Source organism: Ureibacillus endophyticus (genome assembly GCF_024159215.1).
GTDB classification, from domain to species: Bacteria; Bacillota; Bacilli; order Bacillales_A; family Planococcaceae; genus Ureibacillus; species Ureibacillus endophyticus.
This window is the reverse complement of the sequence record NZ_JAMYWW010000001.1, coordinates 1369692-1383888: the sequence shown is the minus strand read 5'-3', so window position 1 is coordinate 1383888 and position 14197 is coordinate 1369692. Positions and strand designations below refer to the sequence as shown.

At 37.5% G+C, this 14197-nt stretch carries 13 protein-coding genes; 3 read left to right on the top strand and 10 right to left on the bottom strand.

Features of this window, described 5'->3' with window-relative positions; translation table 11 throughout:
* Positions 1–564: 564 nt before the first annotated feature.
* Positions 565–2631, bottom strand: coding sequence for a DNA topoisomerase (locus NKR20_RS06700; RefSeq protein WP_253424641.1), 2067 nt, complete (start codon positions 2629–2631; stop codon positions 565–567).
* A gap of 198 nt (positions 2632–2829) precedes the next feature.
* On the opposite strand from NKR20_RS06700, the gene NKR20_RS06695 reads away from it, so the two are divergent.
* Entirely contained in the window at positions 2830–3231 is a 402-nt protein-coding gene (locus NKR20_RS06695; protein ID WP_121214785.1) for a glucosamine 6-phosphate synthetase, read from the top strand.
* A gap of 117 nt (positions 3232–3348) precedes the next feature.
* Entirely contained in the window at positions 3349–4239 is an 891-nt protein-coding gene (locus NKR20_RS06690; RefSeq protein WP_253424637.1) for a DMT family transporter, read from the top strand.
* A 175-nt stretch (positions 4240–4414) separates the two neighbouring features.
* Here NKR20_RS06690 and NKR20_RS06685 read toward each other — a convergent pair whose 3' ends face one another.
* From NKR20_RS06685 to NKR20_RS06660, 6 genes are all read right to left on the bottom strand, one after another.
* Positions 4415–4936 carry a hypothetical protein gene (locus NKR20_RS06685; RefSeq protein ID WP_253424634.1) on the bottom strand — a complete coding sequence of 174 codons (522 nt, stop codon included), beginning with the start codon at positions 4934–4936 and terminating at the stop codon, positions 4415–4417.
* Between the two features lie 79 nt (positions 4937–5015).
* Entirely contained in the window at positions 5016–6149 is a 1134-nt protein-coding gene (locus NKR20_RS06680) for a conserved virulence factor C family protein (RefSeq protein ID WP_253424631.1), read from the bottom strand.
* Between the two features lie 12 nt (positions 6150–6161).
* On the bottom strand, positions 6162–8048 hold the full coding sequence (locus NKR20_RS06675) for an ABC-F family ATP-binding cassette domain-containing protein (protein WP_121214789.1): 1887 nt from the start codon (positions 8046–8048) through the stop codon (positions 6162–6164).
* A gap of 524 nt (positions 8049–8572) precedes the next feature.
* On the bottom strand, positions 8573–8713 hold the full coding sequence (locus tag NKR20_RS06670) for a hypothetical protein (protein ID WP_170148432.1): 141 nt from the start codon (positions 8711–8713) through the stop codon (positions 8573–8575).
* A gap of 38 nt (positions 8714–8751) precedes the next feature.
* Positions 8752–9390 (bottom strand): precorrin-2 dehydrogenase/sirohydrochlorin ferrochelatase family protein, encoded by a 639-nt coding sequence (locus NKR20_RS06665; RefSeq protein ID WP_253424628.1) that lies wholly within the window; start codon positions 9388–9390, stop codon positions 8752–8754.
* 157 nt (positions 9391–9547) lie between these two features.
* On the bottom strand, positions 9548–10168 hold the full coding sequence (locus NKR20_RS06660; RefSeq protein ID WP_121214791.1) for an HD domain-containing protein: 621 nt from the start codon (positions 10166–10168) through the stop codon (positions 9548–9550).
* A 118-nt stretch (positions 10169–10286) separates the two neighbouring features.
* On the opposite strand from NKR20_RS06660, the gene NKR20_RS06655 reads away from it, so the two are divergent.
* The gene (locus NKR20_RS06655) at positions 10287–10730 is read left to right on the top strand and encodes a DoxX family protein (RefSeq protein WP_245987547.1); all 444 of its coding nucleotides are present in this window, start codon (positions 10287–10289) and stop codon (positions 10728–10730) included.
* A 104-nt stretch (positions 10731–10834) separates the two neighbouring features.
* Here the strand turns inward: NKR20_RS06655 and rbsB are convergent, their stop codons facing one another.
* From rbsB to NKR20_RS06640, 3 genes are read right to left on the bottom strand one after another with little or no spacing between them, the layout of a single operon-like run.
* Positions 10835–11749 (bottom strand): ribose ABC transporter substrate-binding protein RbsB, encoded by a 915-nt coding sequence (rbsB, locus tag NKR20_RS06650; RefSeq protein WP_253424626.1) that lies wholly within the window; start codon positions 11747–11749, stop codon positions 10835–10837.
* A gap of 11 nt (positions 11750–11760) precedes the next feature.
* Entirely contained in the window at positions 11761–12699 is a 939-nt protein-coding gene (gene rbsC, locus NKR20_RS06645) for a ribose ABC transporter permease (RefSeq protein ID WP_121214793.1), read from the bottom strand.
* A gap of 1 nt (position 12700) precedes the next feature.
* Positions 12701–14182, bottom strand: a complete 1482-nt coding sequence (locus tag NKR20_RS06640; RefSeq protein WP_253424623.1) for a sugar ABC transporter ATP-binding protein — start codon at positions 14180–14182, stop codon at positions 12701–12703.
* Between the last annotated feature and the right edge of the window lie 15 nt (positions 14183–14197).

Genomic DNA, 14197 nt, shown 5'->3' with positions numbered 1-14197 from the left:
AATTTTATAAACACACGTCAAGTCTATTTATCTAAAAAGACAATATTTTTACCAAAATGCGGTTATAGACGATACTTCCTAGATTCGCTTAACTTTCATATCAATAATATTAGTAAAAGTACTAAGGCTATAAGCGGAAAGTATAACCAACTCGTCAGTGAAATACGCATGTTTACAAATCACTTTATTATATGTACATTTCAATTTGACGGTAGCATGTTTGCCTATTTCAGCCATAGTAAAAAATGAACCAAATAAAACAGTGTACACCTTAGTCAGATGTACACGAAAAGTATTAAAAAAGATGCATACTTCCTATTTCGTAAGCTAATTATATAACAAGATTTCCTATACGCAAGATAGAAATTAATGTAATATTTATGACGGACTGCAAATTTTCTAACATTCTATAAAATGATTTTCTTTTTTACTTCATTAATATAAGTATAGGTAGAAACAATTTTCAAAATATTATAATAATGGAATAATAACGATTGCTTTTAATCGAAAATCTACCTATTCTATTTATTAATTTTTTGCGGTTTTTAGAACCAATCTTCGGGATTACGATTGCTTATTTGAAAAAACGAACTCAATCTTTCCACCAACTAGTTTTAATTTCGCTTTTCCCTTTTTCCCACTTTTCCAAGTAAAACGGATTTCTCTCGTTTCTTTACCCGAAATGAGTTTTTTGGCATCAGTAGCGGTAATTTTCCCCTTCATGATCGTTTTACTAATGAAGAATTTGCATGCTTTGTTTGTACAAGCATACCCTTTAAACCCTTCGACTACAGGTTGTCCACATTCGATACATTTCCCTATCGTCACAACTTGTTTTTCAGCTACGTTCATTTCTAATTGGATAAACCGCGCAGTCGTTTCTTGCACATACTGCAACATATTGCGATAAAATTGACCTGAGCTTAAATTGCCGTCCACAATATCTTTCAACTTCTTACTCCAAACCGCCGTCAGTACAGGCGAAACAATATCATGTTGCTTCACACTCATAATGACATCGATGCCAAACTGAGTCGCAACAAAACTTTTCCCTTCCCTCGCAATCATGCCAATGGAAATCAACTTTTCAATAATTTCTGCTCGAGTAGCAGATGTGCCAATCCCTTCAGCATCTTTTAATATCTTTTGCAGCTCGGGATTGTCTACAAATTGCCCAGCATGAAACATTGCATCTAACAACGTACTATCCGTATAACGTGCAGGTGGTTCTGTCATTTTCGATAAAATATCTGATTGCACGATTGGCAATGTTTGATTTACTACTAAAGTTGGCAGTGGCTGTTCTTGTTTTTTCTTAAAAGTTTCATAGAGAATGGTATAGCCTTTATCGATGACAATATTTCCAGTAGCCTTAAAGTATTGCGTGTTCGATTTTAAAATGGCGGCTGTTTTATCAATAACATAGGGCGGCATAAAAATCGCTAACAACCTCTTTGCAATTAAATGATAGATTTTCAGTTCATTCGTTGAAAGTTTTTTTCGTCCAATTGGAACATCCGTCACTGTAATGGCATGATGATCCGTTAATTTTTTATCGTCCACATATTTTTTGGATCGCTTAATCGAATTGAGTTTTTGTTTGTCATTTAATAATTTTGAAGCAATTTCCTTATAATCTGGCAAACTGGCAAGCGCCTGAATATGCCCTTCGATGGTGTTTGCAAGGTTGGTCGGTAAATGTTTTGATTCCGTTCTTGGATAGGTGATCAGTTTCTTTTCATATAAAGTTTGCGCAATTTTTAACGTTTCTGATGAAGTGAAACCGTAAAATTTATTCGCTTCCTTTTGCAATTCAAGTAAGGAATGAAGCGATGGCGCATACATCGTTTTTCGTTCCGTTTTTAAATCGACTACCGTTGCAGTATACGCCAAAGTTGTTTGAATCTCCTCGGATTGTTGCAACGTTGGTATTTTATTTTCATTTGTTTTTGGGTCAAACCATAGCGCTTTAAATTTCCCTAAATCTAGTTCTATTTGAAAATAGTTTTGTGGTATAAAGTTACGAATTTCTAATTCTCGTTTTACGACAATGGCTAATGTTGGAGTCATTACTCGGCCAATTTTAATAATTCGTCCACCTTTTATCGTAGCGGCTCTTGTTAAGTTCAACCCAATTAACCAATCAAATACCGCTCGATACATCGCTGCATTACGCAGATTTCGAATTAAAGGATCTTGTTCATCAATTAAATCCGTAAGAGCTTTGCGAATGGCAGGGTCTGTCGTTTGGGAAGTCCAAAATCGCTTTACTGGAATTTTGCATCCAACTCGTTTATAAAAGGAATAAAAAATATTTTCCCCTTCCATCCCAGCATCACAAGCGTTGATTATGAAGTCATAACGGTTTGTTTTAAGTATTTGCTCAAGTTCTTTATACACTTTATAAGACGTCTTTTTCACTCGAAACTCGTAACGTTCTGGCATCATGGGCAGCAAAGATAAATCCCATTTTTTCCACTCTTTTTTATATTCATGTGGTTCTTTCAATTCCACGACATGTCCGACAAATGAAGCAAAATCTATCTCATAGGGTAATTTCATTGTTTTATATACTTTTTGAATATCGCGCATGAGAGACGGTTTTTCAGCGATTAATAATGCTCTTTTCAAATGAAGAACCCCCCTTTTTCCTTCCTAAAGTATATAGAGATTTGTGTCGTTTGTAAAAATGGTAGATACTTTTTCAGTATTTCTATTTTTCTTAAAACAAATGAAATATTTGTATTGTTGCAGTAAAATTCAACATTTTATAGAAAAATAGTATTATGATTGATATAATATTTTTACAAAGGGTAAGGGGGAGTAATTATGCAGAATGTTTCAAAGCGAACAATTTTATGGATTGTACCAATCATAATCATTGCGGTTTTTTGGTATTTCTACGGTCCGCAAAAAGAAATTACAGATAATGAATACATATCATATATAAAAGAAACTTCTGTTACCGACACAGGTGAACCAACGTTGGAAAAAGCATTTTCGAATTATTGTGAAGAAGGAAAATGGGTATTTTTCAGAACTCAGAAGAATCATAATGTGGTAGAGTTCAAAGGGGCATGCCCTGTTGATGGCGATGTAAATGACGTAAATTTACAATTTGTCGTGGAAGATAATCAAAAGGGCTATAAAGTTGGCGCATTGTTGCTTGATGGTGTTCAACAATCTGAAGAGGATCGAGATCAGTTTTTAAATATGGTTGTTTCTAAATAATTGATGGAAGGTGGCTCACGTTGTTGGGTCACTTTTTTTGATTTCGCTCATAAAATTCAAAAAACTTTCTAATATTTTGGTATATTAAGATAAGAAAGATATAAGGTAGGTACAAAAATGAATGTTTCGGCGATGATTAAACTAACGGTATCCATGGCCATATTCGGCTCCATAGGATTTTTCACGATTAATACAGGAATTCCCGCGCTAGAACTCGTATTTGTTCGATGCATTTGTGCCACTCTCTTTTTAGGATTAATGTGGTACTTTACAGGGGGACATAAAACAGAAGCATGGAACAAAAAAGAAGTTCTCCAAACACTACTTTGTGGCGTATTCCTCGTATTAAACTGGGTGTTTTTATTTAAAGCCTTTGAAGAAATGGCAATTTCGATTACTATCTCCATTTATAATCTAGCACCGATTTTTGTTTTAATATTGGGGACTTTATTTTTAAAAGAACGTCTCACAATTCGTGGTGTGATGGCGATTGCGATTTGTTTTATCGGAAGTATATTTATTGTGGGAATCGAAAATTTTCAATCGATTGATCAATTTATCGATTCTGGATTTGTATGGGCGTTGCTTTCAGCGATTTGTTACGCATTAACCATGTTTACAAGTAAAACGTTACATAGTCTATCCCCTTATGCGACAACTTTTTTACAAACCATAGTAGGTATACTGATGTTATTGCCATTATGTAATTTTTCTGTTTTTCAAGGGTTAACCACAACCAATTGGCTATACATAATTGGGACAGGTGTTATCCATACTGGTTTTGTGTATTATTTATTCTTTGATAGCATCCGGAACTTGCCAACCATTGTTGTTTCCGTATTGACTTTTGTGGACCCAGTCGTGGCAATTCTATTAGACACGATTTTATTAGACTTTAGCCCTTCTATATTCCAAAGTATTGGGATCCTACTCGTGTTTGGTGGGATTATATTGACGATTGTAAAACCGAAGAAAGAAGCAAAGGAGTTGTCTGAAAAGTCATTTTGAGACAACTCCTTTGCGACGAGGATAGTGGAAATTTATTTCGACTACCGCAGGAGCATTTTTACTGTGACGAGGATGGTGACAACCACCGCAGGAACAATAATTCATAAGAGATATTTATCAAGAAAGAAAAGAGGTGTCCAAAAAATTATTACTTTTTGGACACCTCCTTTATTCATTAGTATTTGATTCGTTCATCAATTTGGTTGATTTTTCTTTTATTTTCTTCAACCTCTTTAAATAACAAGTTCACATCAGCTTCCGTGTCTTGAATTCTCTCTCGAAAATCTCTTCGAATATTCGTTAGGTTCTCAGTCATTAAGGTAGTATTATGTTTGATTAGTTGTTTCAATTCTTCCTGACCATTTTCAAGGTTGCCTAAACGCATGTCCATCTGAATTAACCGATTGTCTACCTCATCAAACCTTTTATCAACTTGACTAAATCGATTATCTACTTCATTAAATCTTTCTTCAACTTGACTAAATCGATTATCTATCTCATCAAATCTTTCATCCACTTGACTAAATTGATTATCTACCATATCAAATCTTTCTTCAACTTGATTAAATTGACTATCTACTTCATCAAATCTTTCTTCAACTTGATTAAACCGATTATCCACCTGATCAAATCGGTTTGAGACTTCTGCCTTGAAACCTTGAATTTCCGTCAACAATTGCTTTAACAGTTCTTCCAATTAGACACCAGCCTTTCATCGATTCATGTTGCATCTATATTATCAAAGACTAGTATCAATGGGAATAAAAATTCTCCCCTTATTGTTTAGAATTTTGTGTACTCGTTTCCGTCATTTGCTTCCATACCGAGCCTTTTGCTTCTTCACCTTGTTCAATGCGGGCAATGGCCATTTTGACTTGGAGTTTTACTTCAAATTCTGGATCATTTTCCGCTTCATGTAAGGCTGATAAACTGTTTTCTGTTCCGGACTCGTATAAATACATAGCCGCGCGCCAACGTACGAGTTTATTTTTATCTTTTAACGCTTCGATCATCGCTGGTTCAAACTCGACAAGGCCTAAATCGCTCATGCAATCACCAGCTGTTCTTCTTACTGCGGCACTTTTATCCTTTAATGCGCGACTTAACGCTGGAACAACTGCCACATCCTCAATCATGCCTAAATAAACAGTTGCTAATCGACGAATGGACATTTGCTCATCTTCAAGGGCTTTTTGTAATAATGGTAAGTCTTCTACTTCTGGATCTGGCATTTGATCAAGCAGCTGGTAACGTTTTTGCCAGTCTTCTGCTGCTTCAAATTGCTCTAACGTTACTTTTTCACGCTCAACTGTTACCGTATTTTTCGTATTTGCAGCTTCTATAATTTCAGCAAGTCGACTTTCAGGATATGTAGCCTCAATTTCACTGTATACATTTTGCGCAATTTCTTCTTTATCGCCATAACGTACACCAAAATCAACCCATTTACGTTCAAGGATATAGTTATCATCGAATTTACTTATTTGAACATTTTCAAATGCTTTCACAAAACGGTCACCCGTTGAAATGCGGTGTTCTGAAGACGAATCAAACACTTTGATTTGCAATGGGATTCCTCGGAACATTTGGACATGTACAAACACTTCACCATAATGGTCAACCGCTTGCTCACCTTGCGCAACTTCAGAAGCTTCTTCCCCTAGCGCTACGCGAACACTAGATAAAATCGTTTCCCAATTATATTTTGCATTACGTTCAATTGCTAAAAAGTCTGCAACGCGATAAACGCCTTTTACCCCATCAATAGCTAATATTGCTTGAATTTGTTCTGGTGCCTCGGAAGCATTTTCTTTTGTATAGTTAAAACTTTTACCAAAGGGTAGCTCCTCATCCACTACCACCTTCATGGAATTCGGACTCGGTGTTGGTTCGATTGTTATGATTTTCATGCTTTTCTCTCCTTATCCATTTACAATTTCATCTAAATACGACCATCTTTCAATTAAACGTTCGTATTCCTGATTTAATTGATCAAGCTTCTCCGTTAACGCTTGTAATTTTGTATAGTCACTGCCTGCTGTTGCAATTTCTTCTTCTGTCGTTGTAATGTCTTCTTCTACTTGCGCGATAGTATCAGAAATCGTTTCCCATTCTTTTTGTTCTTTAAAGGAAAGCTTTTTCTTTTCAGTTTTTGGCTTCTGTGGCTTTGGTTTTTCCACTTTCACTTCTTTTGCTTCTTCTTTTTGTAGGGCAGATTGTTTTACTAGATAGTCACTATAAATATCTAAACTTTCTTCCACATTTCCTTTGCCATCTAAAATCCAAAGCTTTTTCGCGATACGATCAAGGAAGAAACGATCGTGGGAAATGGTAATGACAACGCCAGGGAAATGCTCAATAAAGTCTTCCAGTACTCCTAATGTTTCGATATCTAAATCGTTGGTCGGCTCGTCCAATAGTAAAACGTTCGGCTGCTCCATTAATAAACGCAATAAATGAAGTCGTTTACGCTCCCCACCAGATAATTTACCAATTGGTGTTCCATGGGTATGTAATGGGAATAAGAAACGTTCTAGCATTTGGGCTGCTGAATAACGCACTCCTTCTGCATCCGTTATGTCGTTTGAAGCTTCTCGTATATATTCAATCATTCGTTCATTTTCGTTCATCGGTGGGAGCACTTGCTTAAAGTGAGCGCGTTTTACCGTTGACCCAACGATTACTTCCCCAGCGTCAGGCTCAAGTTCCCCTGCCAACATATTCAGTAATGTCGATTTCCCGTAACCATTTGCACCAATAATACCGATACGGTCGCCTTGTTGAAGTAAGAAGTTGAAGTCACTTACAATGGTTCGTTCTCCAAAAGCTTTCGTTAAATGTTCCCCTTCAATAACTTTTTTCCCAAGACGAGTTGTAGCAAGGTTCATTTCAAGATTTGCATCATTTGATCCGCGTTCAATTTTTGAATCCAAATCTTCAAAACGGTCAATTCTCGCTTTTTGCTTTGTAGTTCGGGCTTTTGCACCACGGCGAATCCATTTCAATTCAGAACGGTAACGGTTTCGTAATTTTGCTTGGGTTGCGGCATGCATTTCTTCACGAATTGCGCGGGATTCTAAATAGTCTGCATAGTTTCCTGTATGGCGATACAATGTTTGATCCGCCAATTCATAAATATGCGTTGATAATTCATCTAAAAAATAACGGTCATGGGTAATGAAAATAACAGCGCCTTTTAATCGCAACACCATTTCCTGTAACCATTCTGTCGATTGCACATCTAAATGGTTGGTCGGCTCGTCAAGTAAATAAAGGTCAGCTGGTTCAATTAAAACTTTCGCTAAAGCTACACGTTTTTGCTGGCCACCTGATAAATTTGTAACGATTTGATCGTACATATCAATGCCGAGCTTCGTTAATGCTTGTTTAGCCAATGCATTGACATCCCATGCTTTTTCATTGTCCATTTGTTGTTGCAAGCGGAACAATTCGTTTTGCAATGCTTCAGATTGTGGATTTTGAGCTAGTTTTGTAACAGTATCTTCATATTTTCGGTTTAATTGTAAAATCGGTGAATCCCCAGAGAACACCGCTTGTAATACCGTTTCGCCCTCTTGGAATTGAGGCTCTTGCGGTAAATAGGCAATGCGGTATTTATTCGGGTGATCAAGAGTGATAGAATCCGCGTCTTGCGTACCTGCTAAAATCGATAATAATGTCGATTTTCCCGTACCGTTAATCCCGATTAACCCCACGCGTTCCCCTTCATAAATAGTAAATTCAATATCTTTAAATAGCGTTTTATCGCCAACTGTTTTCGTTAAATTCGATACGATTAAATGACTCATAACATCTCTTCTCTTTCACTTAGAAAATTCTACTTTTATTTAATTATATCGAATAATAGAAGAGAAAGCATTAAACTAACTTGCTTGATGCTCAAGGTGTGGAATTTCGATCGGTTCGGATTGGTTTTGGCCACTTGGTATCGGGTTTCGTCCGGTTAGCCATTGCTTTCGTCCATTTGGGATTGGGTTTCGTCCGGATAGCTATTGCTTTCGTCCACTTGGGATTGGGTTTCGTCCGGATAGCTATTGCTTTCGTCCACTAGTCATCGCGTTTCGTCCAGATAGCAAGTGTCTTCGTCCACATAACACCACGTTTCGCCCACTCGCTCTTGTGCGGATAAAGTACCATCTTGTGCATTTGGAATCACATCTCGTTCACTTAATCTGATAACTTGTGCATTTGAAAACAGGTTTTGTGCGTTTATCTTAATTTACTCTGAATCGAGTTTCGTCTGGATAAAGTTTCATTTCGTCCACTCGTCATTACGTTTTGTCCAGATAGAGTTTGCTTCGTCGACTAGGCATCACGTTTCGTCCAGATAAGACCACGTTTCGCCCACTCGCTCTTGTGCGGATAAAGTACCATCTTGTGCATTTGAAATCACTTCTTGTGCACCTAACTTGACAACTTGTGCACTTGAAAGCTGATTTTGTGCATTTAGCATCTCGTCTTGTGCACATTAACAATAAAAAAGACAAGGCATCAAACCTTGTCTTGATTTTCCATCATTTTATGTAAATACTCATTACACTTTTCCCAGTTCTGCTCTTTTGCCCACTGTTCTAACTGTGGATCTAAAAGGGATGCAATCAGTTCTCGTTTTTTCTGTTTATCTGATACTGTTTCAATAATTTCGCGTCTTGCCTTTTTTAAAAATTCTATATAATCGCTGTACGTTTCATCAAATTGCTCGGCAAGGTCTTCTTTTAATTTACGAGTTAATCCGGGATGGGCACCAGACGTAGCAACAGTTAACGTAAGGTCCCCTCTACGTACAACAGCTGGGTTTATAAAATCCACGCGTCCTTTTGCATCTGCACGGCTTAACAATTGCCAAGGTTGCGTAGCTTGTTCAACTGCATCATTTACTTCTTTTTGATCCGTTACTGCAAAAATTAATGTTGCGCCCTCTAAATCAGTTGGTTCAAAGTAACGATTTATCCATTTGACTTTACCTTCATATACATAAGTTTCAATTTCATCAGTTACAGTTGGGCTAACAACCGTAATTTTGGCTTTTGTAGGTAGGAGCGCTTGGATTTTCTGTCTTGCCACCTGCCCACCACCTACAACCACAACTTTTTTATGATCAATATTTAACATGATTGGAAAGTAGTTCATTTGATTTCCCCCTTTCATTAATTTACTCGCACAGAATTAGGTATCGTCAAGATAAAATTTACTTTCGTCCGCATAGCATTCCGTTTCGTCCAGATAGCATTAGCTTTCGTCCATATAGCACCCCTTTTCGTCCACTTAGCACGAGAATGGTCTCTACTTACGCTTTCCCTTCCTTCTCATTCTGCAACTGCTCCAAAAACGTCACCATAAACGCATGACGTCCCTCAGCCATTTGCTTCCCTTTTTCCGTAGTCATTTTATCTTTCAACAATAATAACTTCTCATAAAAGTGAGTAACAGATGAGGTATTTTTCGAACGATATTCTTCTTCCGTCATCGACATTCTTGCTACTTCTTCGTCATCATACAGTTTGCGGCCTTTTGCTCCCCCATAGGCAAAGGTGCGGGCAATGCCGACTGCGCCAATTGCATCAAGACGATCGGCATCTCGGACGATTTTGGCTTCTAACGTTTTTGCTGGAAGTTCATTGCCCCCATTAAACGAGACGCTGGCAATAACTTCACGAATATGCTGTTTTTTTTCATCAGATAAATTTATAGAGTTCAACAAACGTTCTTCTGCTTCTTTACTATCTGTATACTTTTTATCGCTCACATCATGCAACAATACGGCGATTCGAACAATTTCCTTATCCGCATCCGGCTCAGCCTCTAAAATACTTTCCGCATTTTGTAGCACCCGTTCAATATGTTGAAAATCATGACTTGCATCGAACTGGTCATAAATCGCTTTTACTTGTTGTATCAAATTTTCCATCAGTATCAACTCCTGAACAATACAATACACGTTTCACCGCAAAATTTCACGAAATCTTCTTTTGATAGATAGTATTATATTGGGACTAGCCGAAATAAGATAGTAAAAAAGAAATATTGTGAGAGGAGAAAGTATTCTGGCTAAATATGAAATTGGGGCATTAATTATTCGGGTTGTTTTGGGGGTTATCTTTTTTGTCCATGGGTTAACGAAGTTTCAAGAAGGCATTAATGAGACCGTCACGAGATTTGCAGAGTACGGAATTCCATATGCCCAATATGTTGCATATGGAGTTGGGGGCATCGAGCTTCTTGGTGGGTTCTTCTTAATTATTGGTTTTTCCGTGCGTTTTGTTTCTGCCTTACTCATCGCGGTTATGGTTGGCGCCATTATGAAAGTGAAGTTGGAAGCTGGCTTTTTAAATGGATATGAGTTTAATGTTGCGTTAATTGCGATGGCCTCTTACTTATTAGTGGCAGGTAGTCGATTACTCGCATTGGACAAGCTTTTTACGAGCGAACCGAAGAAAAAAGCTCGAATTGAATTTAAACGAAGCTATTAAAAAATATAGAAACAGTGAGACACAATTCCGAATTGGTGTCTCTTTTTTTCGTCTCCTCAAATCAAAAAAAGAGATTGCCCAATGCAATCTCTTTCTCACTTTAATTATTTCTTCACTAACTCTAAATCAACCGGTACGAACTCTTCAACTGTTTCACCGTTTAAGTATTTCACTGCCGTTTCGATGGCAGCTTTTCCGATTTCTTCAGGTTTTTGGGCAACGGATGCCGCCATTTCACCTGCTTCGATTTTCGCTAGTGCATCGTCTGTAGCATCAAACCCGATCACCACGATTTTTTTGTTTGCAGCTTTAATTGCTTCAAGTGCCCCTAAAGCCATTTCATCGTTTTGTGCAAATACCGCTTCAATACCAGGGTTTGCTTGTAACATATTTTCCATTACCGTTAACCCTTCACCGCGGTCAAAATTCGCTGTTAAGCTTGATACTAACTCCACTTTGCCGTCAACAGCTTTTAAGAAACCTTCTCCACGGTCGCGCGCCGCAGAAGATCCAGCAATCCCTTCAAGCATCGCTACTTTTGCGCCTTCTCCTACTTGTTCTAGTAAATATTCACCAGCTAATACACCACCAGCAACGTTATCTGAAGCGATATGTGCTACTACTTCACCGCTTTCTGTTGAACGGTCAACTGTAATAACAGGGATTCCTGCTGCGTTTGCTGATTCAACGGCAGAACCAATCGCTGAAGAATCGACTGGATTGATCAAGATTAAATCTACACCTTGTTGAATTAAGTCTTCCACATCGGCTGCTTGTTTTGATGCATCATCTTGAGCATCAATAATAGAAATTTCCGCACCTTCATTTGATGCATTTTCCTTTGCCCCTTCACTCAAGGTTACAAAGAAAGGATTATTTAAAGTTGAAATAGAAAATCCAATTTTATAGGTTTCACCAGTTGTGCCTTCATTGGCATTTTCTAAAAATGGCGATTCCATAGAACATGCGGCCAAAATAATCGATACAACGGCTAAAAGTAAAAAATGAAACTTTTTCATAGTTGTGCTCCTTATGCTGATTTCTTTCGGTCCATTAAGACAGCTAGTAAAATTACGATACCCTTTACAACTTGTTGCCAGAATGAAGAAACTCCGATTAAGTTCATACCATTATTTAAAACACCGATAATTAATGCACCAATTAACGTACCAAAGATCCAACCTTTACCACCGTTTAAGCTTGTCCCACCTAATACAACAGCAGCAATGGCATCTAACTCATATGATTCCCCTGCTGTTGGTTGGGCAGAGTTTAAACGTGAAGTTAAAATCAGTGCAGATAATGCTGCTAAAAAACCAGTAATTGCGTAAACGGCAATTTTCACGCGGTCTGCATTGATACCTGATAATTTTGCAGCTTCTTCATTACCACCAACAGCATACACGCGGCGGCCAAAAGTTGTTTTTTGTAAAATAAACCAAAGAATAATAAACGCAATGACCATTGTTACAACTGGAACTGGGAAACCTAAAAAGTACCCTTTCCCGAACAATTGGAATGAATAATGATCACCTAATCCAGAAATTGGACGTCCTTCTGTATACACTAATGTTAAACCACGATAAATTGTCATCGTAGCAAGAGTCGCGATAAATGGTGCGACTTTCCCTTTTGTAATGATGACACCATTCACCATACCTAAAATTAAACCTAATAATAGAGCAATTCCCATTGTTAAGAATGGATCCATACCACCTGCTAATAAACTTGCAGCAACAGCACCTGTTAAGGCAAGGGTCGACCCAACGGATAAGTCAATTCCGCCCGTTAAAATTACAAACGTCATACCAAATGCGATAATTGCACTAATCGAAACTTGTCGTAGTACGTTAAAAATATTGGCAATTGATAAGAAGCTTGGATTTAATATAGATACCACGATGATTAGTAAGATTAACCCAAATAGTGGGCCAAGCTTAGATAACCACTCTTTATTTTGATTCGACAAGTTACTCTCCTCCTGTTGCAAAATGCATGATGTTTTCTTGTGTCATCTGTTCTTTCGTTACTTCTCCAGTTAACAATCCTTCTCGCATGACAATCACTCGATCTGAAATACCGATGACTTCAGGCAATTCAGAAGAGATCACGATAATCGCAACACCTGATTCTGCTAATTTGTTAATAATATGATAAATTTCTTTTTTCGCACCGATATCAACACCGCGCGTTGGTTCATCTAAAATCAAAATTTCAGGATTTGTACCTAACCATTTTGCAATGACAACCTTTTGCTGATTCCCACCACTTAATGATTTTGCACTTTGTTCTGGCCCTGAAGTACGGATTTTCAAATCTTCAATATATTGATGAACCATGGATAATTCTTTTTGTTTGTTCATAATGCCGGAAGATGAACATTTTTCAAGGTTCGCTAACGAGATATTTTCTTGAATCGAAAAGTCTAATACTAATCCTTGTGTCTTGCGATCTTCCGTTACAAAACCGATTCTGTGTTTCATCGCATCAATTGGAGATTTAATAGAAACTGGTTTGCCATCGATAAGAATTTCACCACTATTAGCTTTTCTGTAGCCGAAAATAGTTTGGGCAACTTCTGTACGTCCAGCACCCATCAAACCAGCAACACCAAGCACTTCCCCTTTGCGAACAGAGAAAGATACATCTTTGAATACACCGTTTACCGTTAAATTACGAACTTCTAATTTCGTTTCGCCAATTGGACAGTTGCGCTCTGGGAAACGCTCCCCTAATTCACGACCAACCATCATCGCTACAATTTCATCAAAAGTAGTTTTAGGAATTTTTCGAACACCTACGTATTGACCATCTCGTAAAATCGTAATGCGATCACAAATTGCAAAAATTTCTTCCATACGATGTGAGATATACACAAAGGAAATGCCTTTTGCTTTTAACTCGCGTATTGTTTTAAATAATGTTTCAATTTCACGATCTGTCAGCGCGGCAGTTGGTTCGTCCATGACAATATATTTTGCGTCACTTGCAATAGCCTTCGTAATTTCAATAATTTGTTGTTTCCCTACAGATAAATCACCTGTACGAGTACGAGGATTCACATCTAACCCAAGTTTTTTAAGAAGTTCTGCTGCTTCTTTTTCCATTTGCTTCGTTTTTAAAATACCCGTTTTACCGTATGTAAGCTCTTTTCCCAAAAATAGATTTTGTGCAACAGTCAAATCCGGTAAAATGTTTAATTCTTGATGGATTACGATGATTCCAAGTTTTTCAGCATCTTTTGGAGATTTAAAATTGACAACTTGGCCATCAACTTTAATTTCACCTTGGTCCTTCGTATAAATGCCGCTTAAAATTTTCATCATTGTGGATTTACCGGCACCGTTTTCACCCATCAAAGCATGAATTTCACCATTGGCTAAGTCGAATTGCACATCTTTTAACACGGCATTGCCACTAAAGGATTTTGATATCCCTCTCATTTCAATCATAGGTTCACCCACTCT

Excerpts from the sequence above, each read along its gene's own strand:
- NKR20_RS06695 (WP_121214785.1), top strand. The coding sequence starts at position 2,830 with ATGCAGAATGTTTCAAAGCGAACAATTTTATGGATTGTACCAATCATA.
- NKR20_RS06690 (WP_253424637.1), top strand. The coding sequence starts at position 3,349 with ATGAATGTTTCGGCGATGATTAAACTAACGGTATCCATGGCCATATTC.
- NKR20_RS06680 (WP_253424631.1), bottom strand. The coding sequence starts at position 6,149 with ATGAAAATCATAACAATCGAACCAACACCGAGTCCGAATTCCATGAAG.
- NKR20_RS06675 (WP_121214789.1), bottom strand. The coding sequence starts at position 8,048 with ATGAGTCATTTAATCGTATCGAATTTAACGAAAACAGTTGGCGATAAA.
- NKR20_RS06670 (WP_170148432.1), bottom strand. The coding sequence starts at position 8,713 with ATGCTAAATGCACAAAATCAGCTTTCAAGTGCACAAGTTGTCAAGTTA.
- NKR20_RS06665 (WP_253424628.1), bottom strand. The coding sequence starts at position 9,390 with ATGAACTACTTTCCAATCATGTTAAATATTGATCATAAAAAAGTTGTG.
- NKR20_RS06660 (WP_121214791.1), bottom strand. The coding sequence starts at position 10,168 with ATGGAAAATTTGATACAACAAGTAAAAGCGATTTATGACCAGTTCGAT.
- rbsB (WP_253424626.1), bottom strand. The coding sequence starts at position 11,749 with ATGAAAAAGTTTCATTTTTTACTTTTAGCCGTTGTATCGATTATTTTG.
- NKR20_RS06640 (WP_253424623.1), bottom strand. The coding sequence starts at position 14,182 with ATGATTGAAATGAGAGGGATATCAAAATCCTTTAGTGGCAATGCCGTG.